The sequence below is a fragment of the Hydrogenophaga palleronii genome (assembly GCF_031457455.1).
GTDB classification, from domain to species: Bacteria; Pseudomonadota; Gammaproteobacteria; order Burkholderiales; family Burkholderiaceae_C; genus Hydrogenophaga; species Hydrogenophaga palleronii_A.
In genome coordinates this window covers 58,230-78,568 of sequence record NZ_JAVDWU010000011.1, presented here as the reverse complement: position 1 = coordinate 78,568, position 20,339 = coordinate 58,230, and the positions used below count along the sequence as shown (strand labels likewise).

The following is a 20,339-nucleotide window of genomic DNA, read 5'->3' as shown; positions in this document are numbered from 1 at the left end:
CTGGGCAAAATCAAAAGGTGGCCTCGCATCGTTTGCCGCATCGTCAAAGTGGTGCTTCCAGACGCCCGTGCTCCACCATCAACAAGGAGGTAGGCAATGCAGACGCCAAGTGCGCCAACCGTTACGGCGCAAATGCTCATCCACAGACCTGTCGCTGAGGTCTTTGAGGCTTTCATCGAACCCGAGACGACCACCAGATTCTGGTTCACCAGAAGCAGTGGACGGCTGGAGACGGGAAAGGACATCCGCTGGGATTGGGAAATGTTCGGCGTCGGCACTGAAGTCCATGTCAAGGCCATCGAACAAGACAAGCGAATACTCATTGAATGGGATGACCCACCGTGTCCGGTTGAATGGCAATTTGAGCCACGTGGACATCAGGCAAGCCTGGTGAGGATATCGAACTGGGGCTTTCGTGGCAGCGACGACGAGGTGCTGGCGCAAGCGATTGATTCAAAAGGTGGATTCACCATGGTACTGGCCGGCCTGAAGGCATGGCTGGAGCATGGCGTGGTTCTGAATCTGGTGACCGACCAGTTTCCTGACGGCTGCCCCCGGTGATCACCGTCCATAAAAGGACGGCACCGCAGCCGGCCCAGATCATCGCGTGGGCAAGAGGTCGACGGATCCACCTCGGAGGCGACCCGTTGCGGTGGGCGTTTACAGAAGCGCAGGCAGCGCCACCGCCAGTTCGTCCATGTGCCGGAACACCCTCGCCACCGGCAATCCCTCAAACGCTCGCCCATGCCCTTCCGGGCAGTAACCCCAGACGGTCGCCCCGGCTGCAATACCGGCCATGGCACCGGTAGCGGTGTCCTCCACCACCAGGCAGCGCGACGGTTCAGCACCGAGGTGGGCGGCGGCAGCCAGGTACACGTCGGGGTGGGGCTTTGAGCGCGGCTGGTCATGGCCGCTGAAGATGCGATCGCCAAAGTACGGAGACATGCCTGCCATTTCGATCTGCATCACCACCTTGGGTCGGTCGGCGCCGGAGGCGCAGGCGATGCGGCCTTCGGTGTGGGCGTGGGCGGCCATCACCGCGCCGAGCGCACCCGCCACCGTCTGCAACTCGGCACGCAGGCGTTGGTCTCGGCGAGCGTAAAAGGCTTGCATCCATTCATCTGTCAGGGGCCGGCCGGTTTCGCGCTCGATGCGCACGCGCTCGTCGCGCACGGCCTTGCCAATGAAGATCTGCATGCACTCGGCCTGGGTCAAGGCCCAGCCGGCTTCATTCAGCACCTCGCGCAGCACGCCGTTGGTGATGGGCTCGCTGTCCACGAGCACGCCATCGCAATCGAACAAGACGGCGCTAAACATCGGAGCCGCTCCGCTGCGCCTGCCCACAAGGCTTCATCTGCTTCATGACTTGATCTCTCCATCAACGTAATACCAGCGCCCGTCCTCACGCACAAACTGGCTGCGCTCTTCCAGGCGCTGCCCACGCCCACCGACGCGCGAGCGGGCAGCGAACTCAACCTCGGCGTGATCTGTATCGATCTGGCGATGGCTTTTCACCAGCAGCCCCAGCCACTTCACGCCAGCGTCCAGCGTGAGGTCGCTCGGGCGGGTGCTGGGGTGCCAGGTGGCTAGCAGGTGGTCGGCACGCTCTCGCACGAATGCGCTGTAGCGCGAACGCATGAGGTGTTCTGCATCGGGTGCAACAAGGCCCTGATCAATGTACCGGCCGCAGCAGGCATCAAAGGCCAGATGACGCCCCCGCTGATCGCTCTGCCCGCACGGGCAGGCCTCAGGCAGCGCGCCCATCAGGCCTTGGGCCTGGCGGCCGCAGCACGCGCCTTGTGTGCTTCCAGTGTTTCTGTGGGCGCGCCTTGCTTGAGCCACTCGGTGAAACCGCCTTCGATGTGCGCCACATTGTTCATGCCCATGTCCTGAAGTGCCTTGGTGGCCAGCGCGCTGCGCCAGCCGGCGCCGCAGAACAGCACGAACTCCTTGCTTTCGTCCCCGAACACCGGCTTGAAGTACGGTGACGCCGGGTCCACCCAGAACTCCAGCATGCCGCGCGGCGCATGCACCGCGCCGGGCGCCGTGCCTTCGCGTTCAAGCTCGCGTACGTCACGAATGTCCACCAACTGCAAGCGGGTGTCGCTTTCAAGGCGCTCGCGCACTTGGGCCACGCTGTAGGTGGTGATCTGGGCGTTGGCCTCGGCCACCAGCGCGGCGGAACCTTTGGAAATGGGCATGGGGTTCTCCTTTGAACTCACAATGAGCGTCCATTATCCGCAGCATCGGGTAGGCAGAAGTTCGTTCAAGGAAAGGGCTGGATACGCCGATTCGCATGAACTTGCCAACGAAGGGGCATTTCGCGCCGGTGTTCAATGGAGGCCTCTGCGACGCACGACGCACCACCACCCAGGAGCCCTCATGAACGACCTGTCTGCTTTTCCGATCACGCAAAAGTGGCCCGCCCAACATCCGGACCGCCTGCAACTCTACTCACTGCCCACGCCGAACGGCGTGAAGGCGTCCATCATGCTGGAAGAGACCGGCCTGCCCTACGAGCCCCACCTGGTGAGTTTCGAGAAGAACGACCAGACCTCGCCGGCCTTCCTGTCACTCAACCCCAACAACAAAATCCCGGCCATCCTCGACCCCAACGGCCCGGGCGGCCAGCCACTGGCCTTGTTCGAATCCGGTGCCATCCTGATCTACCTTGCAGAAAAGACTGGTCAGTTCCTGCCTGCCGACCCGGCACAGCGCTACGAAACCCTGCAATGGTTGATGTTCCAGATGGGCGGCGTGGGCCCCATGTTCGGCCAGCTCGGCTTTTTCCACAAATTCGCCGGCAAGGATTACGAAGACAAACGCCCCCGCGACCGCTACGTGAGCGAAAGCAAGCGCCTGCTCAACGTCCTCAACCAGCGCATGACCGGCCGCACCTGGCTCATGGGCGACGACTACACCGTGGCCGACATAGCCACCTGGCCCTGGGTCCGCAACCTCGTCGGCTTCTACGGCGCCGGCGACCTCGTGGGCTTCCAGGACTTCCCGGAACTGAAACGGGTACTGGAAACCTTCGAAGCCAGACCCGCCGTACAACGCGGCCTGAACATCCCCGCGCGCAGTTAGTTCGAAAAAGGGGAAAGCTCTGAGCGCCCTCCGGCGCGAGGCGTCTTGATCAAGGGGCAGAAAGGGACGGCTCCGCCGGCCCAAGCTGCCGTCCCCCCTCCAAGCGCCGAAGGCGCGCAAGAGAGGGGGGAAGCCGCGAAGCGGCGCAGGGGGGAGCCCCTACTTCCTCCAGAAATGCCCCGTGAACAGCACCAGCACAGTCAGCAGCTCCAGCCGCCCCAGCAACATCGCAAAAGTCAGTACCCAGATCTGCACATCGGTCAGCACGCCAAAATTGCTGGCGGGACCCACCTCCCCCAGGCCGGGACCGATGTTGTTCACGGTGGCCACCACCGCTGAAAACGCGGTCACGATGTCCACGCCTGTGAACAGCATCAGCATGGTGAACCCCATGGTGGTGGCGCCATAGATCAGCATGTAGCCCAGCACCGCCGTCATCACGGGCAGGGGCATGACCGCACCGCCCAGCGTCACCGGGTTCACCACACGTGGGTGGATGATGCGCACCAGTTCGCGCCGTGCCTGCTTGATCAGCAACACCATGCGCACCAGCTTGATGCCGCCCCCCGTGGAACCGGCACACGACACGAAGCACCCCAGAAACATCAGCAGCACCGGCGCGAACACCGGCCAGGCCGCGTAGTTGGTGGACGCATAGCCTGTGGTGGTGGCCAGCGACACCACATGGAAGGCGCTGGAGCGCAAGGCCTCGAGCCAGGTGCCGTACACGCCATGGCCCATCAGCAACACGGTCACCAAGGTGATCGAGGCCAGCAGCACGCTCACGTAGGTCCGGATTTCTCGATCACCAGTGAGCGGCTTGAGCGAGCGGCTGCGCAGCACGATGAAATAGCGCATGAAACTGACGCCGGCCAGCGCCATGAACACGGTGGACACCGCCTCGATCTGTGGCGAGTTCCAGAAACCAAAACTCGCATCATGGGACGAAAAACCGCCCAGGCCCATGGTGCTGCACATGTGCATGAAGGCATCGGCCCAGCTCATGCCGGCCCAGCGGTACGCCAGCATGCAGGCCACCGAAAACAGCACATACACCCCCCAGAGGCCGCGCGCCGTTTCGGCAATGCGCGGGGTGAACTTGGTGTCCTTCATGGGCCCGGGCGTCTCGGCGCGGTACAGCTGCACACCGCCCAGCCCCAGCAGAGGCAGCACCGCCACCACCAGCAGCATGATGCCCAAGCCACCCAGCAACTGGAGGAAGCAGCGCCAGATGTTGACCGACAGCGGCAGCGCATCAAGCCCCGAAAGCGCGGTCGATCCGGTGGCGGTGAGTGCGCTCATGGACTCGAAGTAGGCCTTGGTCCAGGTGATGTCCGGCACGGTGAACATCAGCGGCGCGGCCGCGTAGGCCGGCATCAGCAGCCACACCAGGTTGACCAGCAGAAAACCGTCCTTGGGCATGAGCTCGCGGCGGTACTGCCGGGTGAGCTGCCAGATGACCAGCCCACTGGCGGCGGTGAATCCGAACCCCAGTGCCCAGATGATCACCTGTTGCTGCGCGTCCTGGAACCAGGCCCACACCAGAGGCACCAAAAAGGCCGGCGAGAACGCCAGCAGGATGCGGGAAAAAATCGCCAGAACCGGAAGCAGGCTGTACATGAAAGAAGGGGATCCTTCCGGGGAGTGACGGCCTCAGCGCCGCCAGAACCCCGGGGTGAACAGCACTAGAAAAGAAAGGATTTCCAGTCGCCCGAGCAGCATGGCGAGGGTGCAGACCCAGGTCTGAAAATCGCTCAGACCCTGAAAGTTGCCGGCCGGCCCCACAGGTCCCAGGCCAGGGCCCATGTTGTTGACGCTGGCCACCACGGCGGAAAACGCCGTGTCGAAAGGCATGTCGGAGAGCAACAACGTCATGGTCAAGCCGATGATGGTGCCGCCATAGAGCAGCATGAAACCCAGCACGGACAACAGCGTGCCGTTGTCCACCGCATGGCCACTGAGCATCACCGGCCGCACCATGCGCGGGTGAATGCTGCGCGACATTTCCCGCCGTGCCTGCTTGAGCAGGAGCAGCACGCGCGCCATCTTGATGCCAGCCCCGGTGGAGCCCGCGCTGGTGGCAATGCCGGACAACAGAATCATGAAAAGTGGAGCGAATACCGGCCAGGTGGTGTAGTCGAGGGTGGCATAGCCTGTGGTGGAACCGATGGACACCACATTGAACAGCGCGGTGCGCAATGCGTCCAGCGGATCGGTGATCACCCCTCTGGCCAGCAGCAAAATTGCAACGAACACACTTCCCCCCACCAGCAGCACCTGGGTGCCACGCCACTCCTGATCGTGCACGATGCGGGCCGGGCTGCGCTTGGCCACCGCCACGAAGTACAGGGCGAAGTTGCCACTGGCGATCAGCATGAACACGATGGCGATCCATTCCAGCGTGGGCGAGGCAAAGTACCCGAAGCTGTTGTCGTGCGTGGACAGCCCTCCCAGGCTCATGGTCGTGAACATGTGTGCCCAGGCGTCCAGCGCCGACATGCCACCCAGCCAATACGCCAGCGCGCAGGCGAGCGACAGGCCGCAATACACGCTCCACAGCCCTTTGGCGGTCTCGGTGATGCGGGGCGTGAGCTTCGCTTCCTTCATGGGGCCGGTGGCTTCGGCGCGGAACACCTGGCTGCCGCCCACGCCCAGCATCGGCAGGATCGCCACTGCCAGTACCAGAATGCCCATGCCGCCCAGCCACTGCAGGAAACAGCGCCACAGATTGATCGACCCCGGCAATGCGTCCAGCCCGGTGAGCACCGTGGCACCGGTGGTGGTCAGGCCCGACATGGCCTCGAAGTAGGCATCAGTGAAGCTGAAGTGTGTGCCCTCCTGGGCAAAGTGGATCAGCAAGGGAAAACTCGCGCAAAACGGCAGCAGGGTCCACACCAGCCCCACCAGCAAGATGCCGTCGCGCGTCTGCAACTCCACATTGCGTCCCACGACGAACACGGCGCTGCGCAGCGCCAGGCCCAATGCGAAGGTGGCGGCGATGGCGAGCGGAAAGGCACGCACCGCACCGTCCTGCATCAGCCAGGCCACGGCCAGCGGCACACACATGGTTGCGGAAAACACCATCACGATGACCCCGAGCACCGGGAAGACGCGCAACAAAGGCATGAAAAACCTGATCAGGTCAGCCGAAGAACGTGGCGCTCACCTGGAAGAGCTTTTCAACTTCGCGCACCAGGCGCTTGTTCGGGATGAACATGATGATGTGGTCATCGGTTTCAATCACCGTGTCGTGGTGGGGCATGAGCACCTCGGACTTGCGTCCCTCGCCGCGCACGATGGCGCCGATGCGCGCGCCCTTGGGCAGCTTGAGCTCTTCCACCTTGCGGCCCACGAGTTTGCTGGTTTTCACATCGCCGCGCGCAATGCCTTCCAGCGCTTCGGCCGCACCCCGGCGCAGGCTGTGCACCGCCGCCACGTCGCCGCGGCGCAGGTGAGTGAGCAGTTCGCCGATCACGGTCTGCGATGGCGAGATGGCAATGTCGATGGTGCTGCCCTGCATCATGTCGGCATAAGCGCGGCGGTTGATCAGCGCCATGACCCGGCCCGCACCCAGCCGCTTGGCCAGCATGGCCGACATGATGTTGTCTTCGTCGTCGTTGGTCAGAGCCAGAAACAGGTCCATCTGGCCGACGTTCTCTTCCAGCAGCAGGTCTTCGTCGGCACCGTCGCCGCTGAGGATCAGCATGCTCGACGGCAACTGGCTGGCCAGGTATTCGCAGCGCTTCTTGTCGCGCTCGATGATCTTCACCTCGCACTGCCCCACCAGGCTGCGCGCCAGTCGCAAGCCCACCTTGCCACCGCCTGTGATCATGACGCGCTGCACCGGTTTGTCGATGTTGTGGATGGCGCCGAGCACGTAGCGGATCTTCTGTGTGTCGGCCAGCACGAAGACTTCGTCACCCGCGAGGATGCGGGTGGTCTTGGTGGCTTCCATCTCGGTATCGAGCCGGTACAGTGCCACCACGCGCATCTCGGCATGCGGGAACCGGTCGCGAAATTCACCGATGGTGTGTCCCACCAGCGCACCGCCATAGGCCGCTCGCATGGCAATCAGGCTGGCGCGGCCGTCGGCAAACTCCAGCACCTGCAGGGCTTCGGGGTAGCTGATGAGCTGGTGGATGTAGCGCGTGACCGACTCTTCCGGGCAGATCACATGGTCCACCGCGAAGCCGTTCTTGCCCAGCAGTTCGTCGCCTTCCACGAATTCGGGCGAACGCAGGCGAGCGATGGTGCTGGGCACGTTGAAGATGTCGTGCGCCACCTTGCAGACCACGAGGTTGGCTTCGTCGTTGGCGGCGCAAGCGATCACCATGTCGGCGTCCTTGGCCCCGGCCTCGCGCAGCACCGAAGGCTGAATGCCATTGCCCACCACGCCCCGCAGATCCAGCCGGTCTTCCAGCAACCGCAACCGCGCAGGGTCGTGATCGATGACGGTGATGTCGTTCTGCTCAGAAACCAGACTCTCGGCGACGCTCTCGCCCACACGGCCAGCGCCCAGGATGATGATGTTCATGGTCGCGGAATCATACGCCTGCCGGCATGCGGTGTCCGCGCCAGACAGGCTTCCCGCAGTCCGGCATGCATCATCGCTGTTACCAGCCTGGGGCAGGCCCGCGATCAGGCACGGCCAATCCAGGCTGCCGCGCCGAAACGCCGCGATCAGAAGTGAATGCCACGCATCATCTGCTGCATGGCCACGGCCTCGGCTGACAGCTGGGGCTTGGCACCCTTCTCCCCCTTGGCGGCGGATGAGTCCGGGAACATGCGGAAGCTGGTGTTCATCACGATCTGCGCCACGCGCGGCACAAAGGCGTGCAACACCTGGCCGGTCACGCCCAGGCGGGTGGCGATGCGCACCGGCTTGAAGATGCAGGCCTGTGCAATCATGTCGGCGGCTTCTTCGGGGGCGAGCGTGGGCACGTTCTTGTAGATCTGCGTGGGCGCGATCATGGGCGTGCGCACCAGCGGCATGTTGATGGTGGTGAAGCTGATGCCCTGGTCCGCGAACTCACTGCTGGCGCAGCGTGTCCAGGCATCGAGCGCGGCCTTGCTGGCCACATAGGCGCTGAAACGCGGCGCGTTGGTCAGCACACCGATGGAGCTGATGTTGACCACATGGCCCTTGCGCTTGGCCACCATGCCGGGCAGCAGGCCCATGGTCACGCGCAGGCAGCCAAAGTAGTTGAGCTGCATGGTGCGCTCGAAGTCGTGAAAGCGGTCGTAGCTGCCCTCGATGGCGCGGCGGATCGAGCGGCCAGCGTTGTTGATCAGGAAATCCACGCCACCGTGGTTGTCGATCAGCAGCTTCACGAAGCGGTCGGCGTCGGCCATGTCGGCGATGTCGGCCGGGTAGGCGATGAACTGATAGCCCTTGTCCTTGGCTTCTGCGCAGGCCTCGTCAAGCTTGTCCTGGTCGCGCCCGCAGATGATGGTCACGGCGCCTGCCTCGGCAAACTTGTGTGCCGCCGCCAGACCGATACCGGAACTGCCGCCCGTGACCAGCACCACCTTGCCCGCCACCGTGCCTTTGAGGCTGCGGTCGATGTGCAGGTCGGGGTCGAGGTGGCGTTCCCAGTAATCCCACAGCCGCCACGCGTAGTCCTTGAAATTGGGACAGGCAATGCCGCTGCCCTTGAGCGCGGCCAGCGTCTCACGGCAGTCGAAGCGCGTGGGGTAGTTGACGAAGGTCATCATGTCCTCGGGCAAACCGAGATCCTGCATGATGGCCTTGTACACGCGGCGCACCGGCGCCAGCGCCATCAGTCCCTTCTTCACGCTTTTGGGGATGAAGCCCATCAGCGCGGCATTCACGAAGAGGTTCATCTTGGGCGCGTGCGCCGCCTTGCTCAGGATGTCGAGCACGTCGCCCACGCGGTAGCCCATCGGGTCCACCAGGTGGAAGCAGGCGCCGCCGCTGCGTTTCTGGTGGCTGATGTGGTCGAGGGCGTCGACCACGAAGTCCACCGGCACGATGTTGATGCGCCCCCCCTCCAGACCCACGCTGGGCATCCAGGGCGGCAGGATCTGGCGCAACCGCTGGATCAGCTTGAAGAAGTAATAAGGCCCGTCGATCTTGTCCATCTCGCCGGTGCTGCTGTCGCCCACCACGGCGGCCGGTCGGTACACCGTCCAGGGCAGCTTGCTTTCCTGGCGCACGATCTTTTCGCTCTCGTGCTTGGTCATGAAATACGGGTGGTCCAGGCCCTCGGCCTCGTCGAACATGTCTTCGCGGAACACGCCTTCGTACAGACCGGCCGCTGCAATCGACGACACATGGTGGAAATGCCCCGCGCCAATGGCTTTGGCGAAGTCCACGGTGTTGCGTGTGCCGTCCACGTTCACGGCGATCTGACTCTCCGCGTCCGCCTCCAGGTCGTACACGGCGGCCAAGTGGTAGAAGTGATCGATCTGGCCCTTCAATGCCTTGGTGGCATCGGCACTCACGCCGAGTTTCTTGGCGGTGAGGTCACCGAACACCGGCACCGCGCGCGCCGTGCTCACGCCCCAGTAGCTGCGCAAATCCGCCACCTTGCCTTCGCTTTCCTGTCGAATCAGGAAGTGCACCACCGCCCCCTTGCGCTCCAGCAGTTTCTTGACAAGCCGCTTGCCGATGAAGCCGGTCGCACCGGTGACGAAGTAGTGCATGGAGATCTCCTTTTGTTGAAAAGTGCGGGTGAAAACGATTTCGCATTCTTCACCAGCCTCGCGCCTCACCCATTCCGCACAAACCCGTGGGTTTGCCCGCTTTAGTCGTCTGCCCCTACACAGGCCCCCATGGATCCCCGTACATTGCCCTCATCGATTCGCTGGCGCGCCTGCACCCAGGTGCGTCCCTTCATCCCTCTGTCTCTCAAAGGAAACATCATGGTCAAGAAAGTCCAGAAATCCACCGCCTCGTCCAAGGCTTCAGCTTCCGCGTCTCCTCTGGCAGGCGCCATTAAGGACTCGGCACAGCAGATCTGGCTGGCCGGCCTGGGCGCCTTCTCCAAGGCGCAGGAAGAAGGCGGCAAGGCTTTCGAATCGCTGGTCAAGGAAGGCCTGTCGATCCAGCGCAAGACGCAGGCGGTGGCAGAGGAACGCATTTCCGAGGCCTCCAGCCGCATGAGCAGCATGGCCACCGAGATCTCTTCCAAGGCCACCGGCCAGTGGGACAAGCTGGAGAACCTGTTTGAAGAGCGCGTCGCCAAGGCGCTGAACAAGCTGGGCGTGCCTTCCGCCCGCGACGTCGATGCCCTGATCGCCCGCATCGACGAGCTGAGCCAGCATGTGCAGCGCCTCAGTGGCAAACCGGTCGCCGCAGCCAAGGCCGCTCCCCGCAAGGCAGCACCTGCCAAGGCCGCAGCCAAGCCCGCCGCGCGCAAGACCAGCCGCGCGAAGGCGGCCTGATCCTCCGCATGGCGCTGCGCCGGGAGATCAAAAAAGGGGCGCTTGACGCCCCTTTTTTGTGCCTGCCGTGGATGCTGCAATGCAGCAGTTGCCAGCTACTGACCGGTCTACACTCGAACACATGAGATCACCGAGTTCCATCCCCGGCGGCGGCGCCGGTCGAGAAAAAAAACGGCGCACCCCCTCACCCCGTCGCCCACGCATCGCACTGGCGCTGGCGGGTGGCGGACCGCTCGGTGCCATTTATGAAATCGGAGCCCTGTGTGCACTCAGCGAGTGCCTGAAGGGACTGGACTTCAACGACCTCGATCACTACGTGGGCGTCTCGGCTGGCGGTTTCATCGCCGCCGGACTGGCCAATGGCCTGACACCCAGGCAGCTCTGCGAAGCTTTTATTGAAGACCGGCCCACCGAAGAAAACTTCGACCCGTCCTGGCTGATGAAGCCCGCCTGGCAGGAAATCGGCGGCCGGGTTCAGCGCCTGCCCGGGCTGCTGGGCAGCGCGCTGTGGGCCTGGGGTGTGCAGCGCAAGCCACTGGCCCATGCGTTCGAGCGCGTGGGCGCCGCCCTGCCCACCGGCGTCTTCGACAACGACGACATCCACCGCAAGATCGAACAGCTGTTTGCCCGCGAAGGACGCACCAACGACTTCCGCCAGCTCCGTGCGCGGCTCACGCTCGTCGCCACCGAGCTTGACACCGGCGATGCCGCCCCTTTTGGTCGCCCGGGCTGGGATCATGTGCCCATCTCGCGTGCCCTGCAGGCCAGCGCCGCCCTGCCCGGCCTGTTTCCGCCGGTCCAGATCGACGGCAAACACTATGTCGACGGCGCCCTGAAGAAAACCCTTCACGCCACCGTCGCGCTCGAGGAAGGCCTGGACCTGCTGCTGTGCCTCAACCCGCTGGTGCCTTTTCATGCAGATCCGCTGGCCCGGCAACGGCACCGCATCCCCTCGCTGGTGGAGGGCGGGCTGCCCACCGTGATGAGCCAGACTTTCCGCTCGATGATTCATTCGCGCCTGGAGCTGGGTTTCAAGCACTACGAGCAGGTCTACCCGAACACCGACATCGTGCTGATCGAACCCGACCAGCGCGACGCCGAGCTGTTCTTTGCCAACACCTTCAGCTACCGCCAGCGACGCGAGCTGGCCGAGCATGCCTACCAGCAGACGCGAGTCACCCTGCGCACCCGAGCACATGAACTGACACCTGCCCTGAAACGGCATGGCGTGACGCTGGACAGGGAAGCCACGCTGGCAAAGGTCATGCATCTGCTGCCACCGGACAAGCACTTGCCTGTCGAAACATCGATGCAGGCCATGGAGCGCCTTCACGCCACGCTGGACGAACTGCAGCACCGCCTGACCATTTCACCCGCCGGCACCTGACATGGCCAAAAAAGCCCCCAGGCGCACCGCCGAACGCATCCTGGAAGTCACGCTGGAGCTGTTCAACCGGTTCGGCGAGCCCAATGTCTCCACCACGCTGATCTCGGCCGAGCTTGGCATCAGTCCGGGCAACCTCTACTACCACTACCCGGCCAAGGACGAGCTCATCAACACCTTGTTCGAGCGGTACGAGCGCGCCCTGGGCGAGTTGCTCAGCGCCAGCGACAACGTTCGCAACATCGAAGACGCCTGGTTTTTTCTTCACTCGCTGTTCGAAATCATCTGGAGCTACCGGTTCCTCTACCGCGACCTGAACGACCTGCTCTCCAAGAACCGGATGCTGGAGATGCACTTCCAGACGGTTCTGAAAAACAAGACACGTGCCATCCGCCAATTGCTTGCGGGCATGAGTCGAGGCGGCGCGGTGGACATCGACGCACGGGAAGTCGAGCCCACGGCCAACTGCATGGTGGTGGTGCTGACCTACTGGCTGAGCTTCGAATACGTGCGCGACCCACGCAACGCCCTGGAACCCGACAACGCACAGCAGGCGCTGCTGCGTGGCGCGCAACATGTGCTGAACCTGCTGGCACCCTACCTGGAAAAGAGCCAGCGCCAGCACCTGCTCCAGCTCACCGGCGCCTACCAGACGCCTGACTAGGGCCTGCCCACCATGAGCGACTGGATCGACTGCCCCCACCCCTTGCCGGTCCGGTTCGACGCCGATCGACTGAGCGCCAGTTGGGAACGCCTGCACAAAGGCGATGCCGAACCGATGCCCACCGATCCGGATCTGCTGCAAGCCTGGGTGCTCTTCCACAACGGCGAATTCCAACGCGCGACGCAGGCGGGTCTGCTGCTGGGTGACGCGGGAATGAACCTGGCCAACAAGGCCACCTGCATCTACGCCACCTACCTCGAACCGCGCGAGCAGCGTCGGGAGTCGCTGTTGCTGGAGGCCGCCGCCCGGGCGCAGGCGCTGCAGTTGCGCCAGCCCGACAACCCGGGCGCCTGGTACTGGCAAGCCTATGCGCTGGGGCGGTACAGCCAGGGCATCAGCGTGGCCAAGGCACTGGCCAACGGGCTCGGTGCGCGTATCAAGAGCGCACTGGAAAAGACGATCGAGCGCGCGCCGCAGCATGCGGATGCCCATCTCGCCCTCGGAACGTTCCACGCCGAAGTGATCGACAAGGTGGGCCGCATGATCGCGCGGATCACCTACGGCGCGACCGCCGAAGCGGGACTTGCCTTGTTCCAGCAAGCACACAGCCTCAACCCGGACTCCGCCATCACCCTGACCGAACACGCCAGAGGCTTGCTCATGCTGGAAGGCAGACGCCAACTGAGCACGGCCACGGAGCTTCAGGACAGGGCGGCTTCCATCGAACCCTTGGATGCGATGGAACAGCTCTATTTGGAGACTGCGCGATTGGATTGACCCCCCGCGCCGCTTCGCGTCACCCCCCCAGGGGGGCACACCTTCGGACCGGCAAAGCCGGATCCTGGGTGTTGCTGGACGAAGGCACTTCGCTCCGCCAGTTCGGCCCGCTATTCACTTTCTGGCGCGCGCTCAGCTGCTGGCCAGGCCATCCACCGCCTGAAACATGGCCTGGCGGGCCTGGGTGATGATCTGGGCGCGCCATTCGTCGGTGTCCACGTAGAAGGCGGCCAGCATCTGTTGCTTGATGGCCGTTCTCAAGGGCTCGGGGGCCTCGGGGTGCAGGTGCAGCCAGTGGTCGGCGCGCAAAGCGTTCACCACTTCGGTGATGGGCACCGTGCCGTACTCCATGGCGATGCCGGTGTACGAGGCCTGCGGGCATTCCTGCGGCATCGCGCTCCACATCAGGCCGGTCAGTCTGGCTGAGGTGGAAGAGCCGTCGTAGATGGAAGTGACCGGCGTCTGACCGCCGCCGTCCCACCAGGCGCGGGCACGGGCCACGGCAAGGGCGTCGTCCTCACCGGCAAAAATGCGCTCGCCCAGCCCACTCTCGCCCAGGCCTGTGTGCAGGTCGATCCAGGCGATGTGGCGGGCGCGGGCACCGTGGGTGCGCAACACCTTGCGCAACGTACCGTTGCTCCAGGTGGGCGCGGTGCCCCCATAGAAAAGGCCGTCGGCAAAGGCGTGCTGCCCCTGCGACACCGCTGCCTGGTACTGGTCGATTCCGCGCTCTGCAATGAAACGGCCAATGGCGGCCTCGTTCGCCTCGCTGGGGGGCCAGGTTTCCGGCAACAGCAACGGGTGCAGTTCTGCGTACGCAGGATTCTCCGGCAGGGGCTGGGCGAAGTCCTGGAAGTTGCGGTTCAGGTCGACGTTCTCGTGGGTCACGCGGCGCACCCAGGAAAAGCCGTGCGGGTTCAGCGCGTGGATGTAGAGCACCGCCACGCCAGCTTCGCGGGTCTTGGCTCGCCATTCGGCGTCGTGTGCGGCGAACACCTGCACGCCGGAGCCGCAGTAGCCTTCCACGCCATGGCAGGCGCTGCTGATCACCAGCAGGCGCTCGGCTTCAGGCGAGCCATCCAGCGCCACGTCCATGGCCAGCACCTCGCCGTCGCGCCCGGTCAGGGGGTGGTTGTGGCTGGTGATGGCCATGCCAGCGGTGGCAGCAGCTTCCAGGAACTGCACGCGGGCGCGGGCGTACGAAGCGGCGAACGCTTTGTGCAGATCCATCATGCAGCGCCACCGGCACGTGGCTGGCCCAACCACTTCTCGCTAAGGCGCACCCAGAAGGTGGCACCCAGGGGGATCAGATCGTCGTTGAAGTCGTAGCTCGGGTTGTGCAGCATGCAGGGTCCTTCGCCGTGCCCCATTTCGCGGTGCGCGCCATCGCCGTTGGCAATGAAGGCGTAGCAGCCGGGGCGCGCCTGCAGCATGTAGGCAAAGTCTTCGGCACCCATGGTCGGCTCCTGGTCGACCACCTTATCGGCACCCACGATCTCGGCCATCACCTCGCGCGCAAAGGCGGTTTCCACGGCATGGTTGATCGTGGGCGGGTAGTTGCGCTTGAACTTGAACTCCACCGTGGCGTCGAAGGCGGCGCAAGTGTGTTCGGCGATTTCCTTCATGCGCTTTTCGATCAGGTCCAGCACCTCGTAAGTGAAGGTGCGCACCGTGCCCTGAATCTCGCAGCTGTCGGGCACCACATTGGTGGCCTCGCCGGTGTGGATCATGGTGACCGAGATCACCCCGGCATCCACCGGCTTCTTGTTGCGCGTGATGATGGTCTGGAAGGCCTGCACCATCTGGCAGGCCACCGGAATCGGGTCGATGCCGTTGTGTGGCAACGCGGCATGCGCGCCCTTGCCGCGAATCACGATGTGGAACTCGTTGCTCGACGCCATGACCGGGCCCGGGCTGGCGGCAAAAGTGCCCACCGGCATGCCGGGCCAGTTGTGCATGCCAAACACCGCCTCCACCGGAAACTTGTCGAACAGCCCATCCTTGATCATTTCGCGGGCACCGCCACCGCCCTCTTCGGCCGGCTGGAAGATCAGGTACACCGTGCCATCGAAGTTGCGGTGCCTGGCGAAATGCTGTGCGGCGGCCAGCAGCATGGCCGTGTGGCCGTCGTGGCCACAGGCGTGCATTTTTCCAGCATGCTGGCTGGCATGGGCGAAGGTGTTGTGCTCCTGCATGGGCAAGGCATCCATGTCGGCACGCAGGCCAATGGCGCGGCCGCAGGCACCGCCGTCGCGGCCATGCACCACGCCCACCAGGCCGGTGGTGCCCAGCCCGCGATGCACCTCAATACCCCATTCGGTCAGCTTGCCCGCCACCACGTCGGCGGTGCGTACCTCTTGAAAACAGAGTTCAGGGTGGGCGTGAATGTCACGTCGGACGGCCGCAATGGACGCGGCCTGGGTCAGGATGGAGTCAATGAGTTGCATGGGGTCTCCCGGCACACCAGCGCCAGTTGCGATAAAGAATCACCCATGGTACCCAACCCGGCCACTTGCTCGGCGCCTCTTCGGCGACAACCCCTCCGACATTGGGGCGTGTCAGCCCTCAGCGGCGAATCCGGCCATCGGCGGTCAGCAACGTGAGATCCACGAACTTGGACCCGGTGTGCTTGTTGGGGCCAAAGTCGACAGGGAAGCCCCCGAGGTCCAGGTTGCGGATGCTCTGCACCGCACCAATGAAGCCTTCCCGGTTCAGGTTGCGGCCGGCTCGGCGCACACCTTCCGTGAACACTTTGGCCGCCACAAACCCCTCCATGCTGGAGTAGTTGGGTGTCTGCCCGGTCTTGGCCTTCAAGGCAGCCAGGTACTCACCGGCAATGGGCGAGAGCGGCGCGTAGGGAAATGGCATGACCTGACTGACCACCACGCCCCTGGCGTCCGCGCCCAGTTCGTCGAGCAAGGCCTGTGTGCCCACGAAAGACACGTTGTAGAAGTTGCCAACAAACCCACGCTTGCGGGCCAGGCGGATGAACGCCGCGCAAGACTTGTAGGCGCTGATCTGCACGATGGACTCGGGGCGCTGGGCCATGATGTCGTTCACCGCCTTTTCAACGTCGGTGGTGTTGCGCTCGACCGTACCAGTGGACACAGGCTCCGAATTCAGCTCTTTCAGGGCGCGGGTCACACCTTCCAGCCCCGCCTTGCCGTAGGCGTCATTCTGGTAGAAGACAGCGATCTTCTTGATGCCGGTCGATGTGGTCTGGCGGACGATGGCGGCAGTTTCATCGAAGTACGACGCACGCACGTGAATCGCATAACGGTTGAACGGCGTTCGAAGCGCCTCGGCACCAGTGAACGGTGCAAAAAACGGCACCTTGGCTTCGGTGGCCAGTGGCAACGCGACCACGCCCGTGGGCGTGCCGATGTAGCCAAAGAGCGCGAACACCCCCTCATCGATCAACTGACGGGTATTGGCTACGCAGCGCTCCGGCTCGTACCCATCGTCCAGCCGCTTGATTTCAATGCTTCGTCCATTGACGCCACCCTTGGCATTGAGGGCTTCGAAGTAGAGCTGAGCGCCCAGATAGAACTGCAGACCCAGTTGCTCCGCAGCCCCGGAAAACGGGGCCGACTGCCCGAGCAGGATGCGGGTGTCGCTCACACCCGCGCTTTGAGCCACCGCTGCCCCTGTCCATGCGCCCAGCGCCGATGATCCGACCAGCTTGCACACCGTGGAAAGCGCTTGACGACGCTGCATGGCAATCTCCTGATATGCTGGTTTCCAGCTGTTGAATCGCGGGCGCCCCAAGGGCGTTTCCTATGCAGCATATAACATAAGAACCGCGAGCCACCCCACTTTCCCGACCTCCGGCGACAACGATCCGACGTCCACCATGAACACCCTCGCCGTCCGTGGCGCCTGCCCCCACGATTGCCCCGACACCTGCGCCCTGATCACCACCGTGGAGAACGGCGTGGCCGTGCGCGTGCAGGGGAACGCTGAACACGCGCATACCGACGGTGCCCTGTGCACCAAGGTTTCGCGCTACACCGAACGCACCTACCACCCCGAGCGGCTGCTGCACCCCTTGCGCCGCACGGGCGCCAAGGGCAGTGGCCAGTTCGAACGGGTGGACTGGGACACCGCACTGAACGACATCGCCTCCAAACTTCAGGCCATTGCGGCACGGAACCCTGAAGCCATCCAGCCTTACAGCTACGCCGGCACCATGGGCCAGGTGCAGGGCGAAGGCATGGCGGCGCGCTTCTTTCACCGCCTGGGCGCTTCGTTGCTGGACCGCACCATCTGCGCCAATGCCGGCGGCGAAGGCCTGGTGCACACCCTCGGTGGCAAGGTCGGCATGAAGGTGGAGCATTTCGCCGAGGCCGGCCTGATCCTGATCTGGGGCAGCAACTCGATCGCCAGCAACCTGCACTTCTGGCGCCACGCGCAGCAAGCCAAGCGCAACGGCGCGCGCCTCATCTGCATCGACCCGCGCCGCAGCGAAACCGCCGACAAGTGCCACGAGCACATCGCGCTCAAGCCCGGCACCGACGCTGCGCTGGCGCTGGCCGTGATGCACGAACTCATCACCCACGACTGGCTAGACCACGACTACATCAGCCGCCACACGCTGGGCTGGGAGCGGCTGCGCGAGCGCGCCCTGCAATGGCCGCCGCAGCGCGCGGCCGACATCTGCGGCGTGCCGGTGCAACAGATCAAGGACCTGGCCCAGGCCTACGGCACCACCCGGCCGGCCGCCATTCGCCTGAACTACGGCATGCAGCGCGTGCGCGGAGGCGGCAACGCCGTGCGCGCCATCGCCTGCCTGCCGGCCCTGGTGGGCGCCTGGCGGCACCGTGCGGGCGGCTTGCTGCTGTCGTCTTCGGGGTTTTTCCCGATCCGGCGCGCGGCGCTGCAGCGCCCCGATCTGCTGGCCGGTCGCACCCCGCGCACCATCAACATGAGCACAATCGGCGACGATCTGCTGCGCGAAGCCTCGCCGACCTTCGGCCCCAGGATCGAAGCGCTGATCGTCTACAACAGCAACCCGGTGGCGGTGGCGCCCGAGTCATCCAAGGTCGTCCAGGGTTTTGCTCGCGAGGACCTGTTCACCGTGGTGCTCGAACACTTCCAGACTGACACCGCCGACCACGCCGATTACATCCTGCCGGCCACCACCCAGCTCGAACACTGGGACATCCATGCCAGCTATGGCCACACCGACGTGCTGCTCAACCGGCCAGCCGTCGAGCCGCTGGGCGAAGCCCGCACCAACACCGACATCTTCCGCGCCCTGGCCCGGCGCATGGGTTTTGACGACCCCTGCTTTGAAGAAGACGACCTCACGCTGTGCCGCACGGCGTTCGGCGATGTGGTCGACTTCGACCAGTTGCTCCACACCGGCTTTGTCACGCTGCCGGTGCCTGATGCCCCCTTCACACACGGCAACTTCCCCACCCCGTCGGGTCGCTGCGAATTTTTCAGTGAACGCCTGGCAGCCCAAGGCCTGGATGGCCTGCCGGACCATCTGCCCAACTACGAAACACCGACCGCCAGCGACCCCTACCCGCTGGCCATGATCTCGCCCCCGGCGCGCAACTTCCTCAACTCCAGCTTCGTGAACGTGACGAGCTTGCGCGACATCGAAGGCGAACCCGTGCTGGAAATGCACGCCGACGATGCCCTGGCCAGGGGCATCGCGTCCGGCGCCATGGTGCGCATCTTCAACGACCGGGGCGAATACCGCTGCAAGGCCGAGGTGTCGCGCCGGGCGCGCCCGGGCGTGGTCAATGGCCTGGGCATCTGGTGGCGCAAGCTCGGTGCCTTCGGCACCAATGTGAACGAGGTCACCAGCCAGCGCCTCACCGACCTGGGCCGTGGACCGGTGTTCTACGACTGCGCGGTCGAGGTCCAACCGCTTACGGAGTCTGCCTGATGATCGTGCCCCGGGTGCTGGCCGCCATGTTGCTCAGCGCCAGCCTGGGGGGCTGCGCCAGCCCCACCACCGGCGTGGGCTACTACTGGCAGTCGGTCACGGGTCACCTTCAGCTGATGCGGGCCGCGCGGCCGGTGCAGACCTGGATCGATGACGAACAGACGCCTGCAGCACTCAGGTCACGGTTGGCCACCGCACAACGCATCCGGGAATTTGCGGCCCATGAGCTGGCCCTGCCCGACAACGCCAGCTACCGCCGCTACGCCGACCTGCAACGCCGTGCCGCAGTCTACAACGTGGTCGCAGCGCCTGCGCTGGAACTCAGCCTGAACACTTGGTGCTTTCCCGTGGTGGGGTGTGTGGGCTACCGGGGCTATTACAGCGAGGCCGATGCCCGGGCCTTTGCCGACAGCCTGCCACGCGAACTGGACGTGGCCATCTACCCCGTTCCGGCGTATTCCACCCTGGGCTGGATGAACTGGGCCGGTGGCGATCCTTTGCTCAACACCTTCATTGGCTACCCGGAAGGCGAGCTGGCCCGCATTGTGTTTCATGAGCTGGCCCATCAGGTGGTGTATGCGAAGAACGACACCATGTTCAACGAGTCGTTCGCCACCGCGGTGGAGCGGCTGGGCGGCGCGCGCTGGCTGTCGCAGCAGGCCGGCGAGCAGGCGAAAGCCGAGTACGCCACCTTCGATGCCCGTCGCCGGGAATTCCGCGCTTTGACCCTCGCAGCACGCGCGCGTCTGCAGGCCATCTACACGGACCCGACGCTGGACGACGCGGCCAAACTTCGGCAGAAAATGGCGACCATGTCGCACTTTCGTCAGGAATACGAAGCCACCAAGCAACGCTGGGGCGGCTACCCCGGCTACGACGCCTGGGTGGCCCGCGCCAACAACGCGATGTTCGCCACCCAGGCCGCCTACGACGAACTCGTGCCCGGATTCGAGGCGTTGTTCGAACGCGAAGGGCGCGACTTCGCGCGGTTTTACGATGCGGTTCGCGCGCTGAGCAAACAACCGATGGATGAGCGGCACGCACAACTCAAGCGCATGGCTGCAGCCGCGCTGAAGACCGCAGCCACGCTACCGGACCCCAACCTCTGACCCAGCCACACA

General features: G+C 64.3%; 18 protein-coding genes. 8 read left to right on the top strand and 10 right to left on the bottom strand.

What is annotated here, in order from left to right:
- The first annotated feature begins 96 nt into the window (after positions 1-96).
- A complete protein-coding gene (locus J2W49_RS21610) occupies positions 97-561 on the top strand; it encodes an SRPBCC family protein (RefSeq protein WP_310321018.1) in 465 nt (154 codons plus the stop codon).
- Positions 562-660: 99 nt separating this feature from the next.
- Here J2W49_RS21610 and J2W49_RS21605 read toward each other — a convergent pair whose 3' ends face one another.
- Genes J2W49_RS21605 through J2W49_RS21595 form a run of 3 tightly spaced genes read right to left on the bottom strand, consistent with a single transcriptional unit; the run spans position 661 to position 2,201 of the window.
- The gene (locus tag J2W49_RS21605) at positions 661-1,317 is read right to left on the bottom strand and encodes an HAD family hydrolase (protein ID WP_310321016.1); all 657 of its coding nucleotides are present in this window, start codon (positions 1,315-1,317) and stop codon (positions 661-663) included.
- A gap of 42 nt (positions 1,318-1,359) precedes the next feature.
- A complete protein-coding gene (locus J2W49_RS21600) occupies positions 1,360-1,764 on the bottom strand; it encodes a YchJ family protein (protein ID WP_310321014.1) in 405 nt (134 codons plus the stop codon).
- Positions 1,764-2,201, bottom strand: coding sequence for a rhodanese-like domain-containing protein (locus J2W49_RS21595; RefSeq protein ID WP_310321013.1), 438 nt, complete (start codon positions 2,199-2,201; stop codon positions 1,764-1,766). Before J2W49_RS21595 ends, J2W49_RS21600 begins: the two co-directional genes overlap by 1 nt.
- Positions 2,202-2,382: 181 nt before the next feature.
- On the opposite strand from J2W49_RS21595, the gene J2W49_RS21590 reads away from it, so the two are divergent.
- Positions 2,383-3,087: a glutathione S-transferase N-terminal domain-containing protein gene (locus J2W49_RS21590; RefSeq protein WP_310321011.1), complete on the top strand. Its 705-nt coding sequence runs from the start codon at positions 2,383-2,385 to the stop codon at positions 3,085-3,087.
- 159 nt (positions 3,088-3,246) lie between these two features.
- On the opposite strand, the gene J2W49_RS21585 is transcribed toward J2W49_RS21590, so the two are convergent.
- The 4 genes from J2W49_RS21585 to J2W49_RS21570 form a co-directional block, all read right to left on the bottom strand.
- On the bottom strand, positions 3,247-4,707 hold the full coding sequence (locus tag J2W49_RS21585) for a TrkH family potassium uptake protein (RefSeq protein WP_310321009.1): 1,461 nt from the start codon (positions 4,705-4,707) through the stop codon (positions 3,247-3,249).
- Between the two features lie 33 nt (positions 4,708-4,740).
- A complete protein-coding gene (locus J2W49_RS21580) occupies positions 4,741-6,213 on the bottom strand; it encodes a TrkH family potassium uptake protein (protein WP_310321006.1) in 1,473 nt (490 codons plus the stop codon).
- A 16-nt stretch (positions 6,214-6,229) separates the two neighbouring features.
- Complete coding sequence (gene trkA / locus J2W49_RS21575) at positions 6,230-7,621, bottom strand: Trk system potassium transporter TrkA (protein WP_310321002.1); 1,392 nt, start codon at positions 7,619-7,621, stop codon at positions 6,230-6,232.
- Positions 7,622-7,767: 146 nt separating this feature from the next.
- The gene (locus J2W49_RS21570; protein ID WP_310321000.1) at positions 7,768-9,753 is read right to left on the bottom strand and encodes an SDR family oxidoreductase; all 1,986 of its coding nucleotides are present in this window, start codon (positions 9,751-9,753) and stop codon (positions 7,768-7,770) included.
- A gap of 219 nt (positions 9,754-9,972) precedes the next feature.
- Here J2W49_RS21570 and J2W49_RS21565 point away from each other — a divergent pair, with 219 nt between their 5' ends.
- The 4 genes from J2W49_RS21565 to J2W49_RS21550 all read left to right on the top strand — a co-directional run bounded on the left by J2W49_RS21565 (position 9,973) and on the right by J2W49_RS21550 (position 13,319).
- Positions 9,973-10,494, top strand: coding sequence for a phasin family protein (locus J2W49_RS21565; protein ID WP_310320997.1), 522 nt, complete (start codon positions 9,973-9,975; stop codon positions 10,492-10,494).
- A 121-nt stretch (positions 10,495-10,615) separates the two neighbouring features.
- A complete protein-coding gene (locus J2W49_RS21560; protein ID WP_310320994.1) occupies positions 10,616-11,881 on the top strand; it encodes a patatin-like phospholipase family protein in 1,266 nt (421 codons plus the stop codon).
- 1 nt (position 11,882) lies between these two features.
- The gene (locus J2W49_RS21555; protein WP_310320991.1) at positions 11,883-12,542 is read left to right on the top strand and encodes a TetR/AcrR family transcriptional regulator; all 660 of its coding nucleotides are present in this window, start codon (positions 11,883-11,885) and stop codon (positions 12,540-12,542) included.
- A gap of 12 nt (positions 12,543-12,554) precedes the next feature.
- Positions 12,555-13,319, top strand: coding sequence for a tetratricopeptide repeat protein (locus tag J2W49_RS21550; protein WP_310320988.1), 765 nt, complete (start codon positions 12,555-12,557; stop codon positions 13,317-13,319).
- A 132-nt stretch (positions 13,320-13,451) separates the two neighbouring features.
- Here the strand turns inward: J2W49_RS21550 and J2W49_RS21545 are convergent, their stop codons facing one another.
- From J2W49_RS21545 to J2W49_RS21535, 3 genes are all read right to left on the bottom strand, one after another.
- Complete coding sequence (locus J2W49_RS21545; RefSeq protein ID WP_310320986.1) at positions 13,452-14,552, bottom strand: M14 family metallopeptidase; 1,101 nt, start codon at positions 14,550-14,552, stop codon at positions 13,452-13,454.
- Positions 14,549-15,766 carry a M20 aminoacylase family protein gene (locus tag J2W49_RS21540; protein ID WP_310320983.1) on the bottom strand — a complete coding sequence of 406 codons (1,218 nt, stop codon included), beginning with the start codon at positions 15,764-15,766 and terminating at the stop codon, positions 14,549-14,551. Before J2W49_RS21540 ends, J2W49_RS21545 begins: the two co-directional genes overlap by 4 nt.
- Before the next feature lie 118 nt (positions 15,767-15,884).
- Entirely contained in the window at positions 15,885-17,036 is a 1,152-nt protein-coding gene (locus tag J2W49_RS21535) for an ABC transporter substrate-binding protein (protein WP_310320981.1), read from the bottom strand.
- Between the two features lie 136 nt (positions 17,037-17,172).
- Here J2W49_RS21535 and J2W49_RS21530 point away from each other — a divergent pair, with 136 nt between their 5' ends.
- Positions 17,173-19,218, top strand: a complete 2,046-nt coding sequence (locus J2W49_RS21530; protein ID WP_310320979.1) for a molybdopterin-containing oxidoreductase family protein — start codon at positions 17,173-17,175, stop codon at positions 19,216-19,218.
- On the top strand, positions 19,218-20,327 hold the full coding sequence (locus J2W49_RS21525) for an aminopeptidase (protein WP_310320976.1): 1,110 nt from the start codon (positions 19,218-19,220) through the stop codon (positions 20,325-20,327). Before J2W49_RS21530 ends, J2W49_RS21525 begins: the two co-directional genes overlap by 1 nt.
- Positions 20,328-20,339: the final 12 nt, after the last annotated feature.

Coding starts and splice junctions, on each gene's coding strand:
- J2W49_RS21610 (WP_310321018.1), top strand. CDS start 97: ATGCAGACGCCAAGTGCGCCAACCGTTACGGCGCAAATGCTCATCCAC.
- J2W49_RS21585 (WP_310321009.1), bottom strand. CDS start 4,707: ATGTACAGCCTGCTTCCGGTTCTGGCGATTTTTTCCCGCATCCTGCTG.
- J2W49_RS21595 (WP_310321013.1), bottom strand. CDS start 2,201: ATGCCCATTTCCAAAGGTTCCGCCGCGCTGGTGGCCGAGGCCAACGCC.
- J2W49_RS21570 (WP_310321000.1), bottom strand. CDS start 9,753: ATGCACTACTTCGTCACCGGTGCGACCGGCTTCATCGGCAAGCGGCTT.
- J2W49_RS21550 (WP_310320988.1), top strand. CDS start 12,555: ATGAGCGACTGGATCGACTGCCCCCACCCCTTGCCGGTCCGGTTCGAC.
- J2W49_RS21600 (WP_310321014.1), bottom strand. CDS start 1,764: ATGGGCGCGCTGCCTGAGGCCTGCCCGTGCGGGCAGAGCGATCAGCGG.
- J2W49_RS21560 (WP_310320994.1), top strand. CDS start 10,616: ATGAGATCACCGAGTTCCATCCCCGGCGGCGGCGCCGGTCGAGAAAAA.
- J2W49_RS21545 (WP_310320986.1), bottom strand. CDS start 14,552: ATGATGGATCTGCACAAAGCGTTCGCCGCTTCGTACGCCCGCGCCCGC.
- J2W49_RS21565 (WP_310320997.1), top strand. CDS start 9,973: ATGGTCAAGAAAGTCCAGAAATCCACCGCCTCGTCCAAGGCTTCAGCT.
- J2W49_RS21530 (WP_310320979.1), top strand. CDS start 17,173: ATGAACACCCTCGCCGTCCGTGGCGCCTGCCCCCACGATTGCCCCGAC.
- J2W49_RS21555 (WP_310320991.1), top strand. CDS start 11,883: ATGGCCAAAAAAGCCCCCAGGCGCACCGCCGAACGCATCCTGGAAGTC.
- J2W49_RS21540 (WP_310320983.1), bottom strand. CDS start 15,766: ATGCAACTCATTGACTCCATCCTGACCCAGGCCGCGTCCATTGCGGCC.
- J2W49_RS21525 (WP_310320976.1), top strand. CDS start 19,218: ATGATCGTGCCCCGGGTGCTGGCCGCCATGTTGCTCAGCGCCAGCCTG.
- J2W49_RS21605 (WP_310321016.1), bottom strand. CDS start 1,317: ATGTTTAGCGCCGTCTTGTTCGATTGCGATGGCGTGCTCGTGGACAGC.
- J2W49_RS21580 (WP_310321006.1), bottom strand. CDS start 6,213: ATGCCTTTGTTGCGCGTCTTCCCGGTGCTCGGGGTCATCGTGATGGTG.
- J2W49_RS21535 (WP_310320981.1), bottom strand. CDS start 17,036: ATGCAGCGTCGTCAAGCGCTTTCCACGGTGTGCAAGCTGGTCGGATCA.
- J2W49_RS21590 (WP_310321011.1), top strand. CDS start 2,383: ATGAACGACCTGTCTGCTTTTCCGATCACGCAAAAGTGGCCCGCCCAA.
- trkA (WP_310321002.1), bottom strand. CDS start 7,621: ATGAACATCATCATCCTGGGCGCTGGCCGTGTGGGCGAGAGCGTCGCC.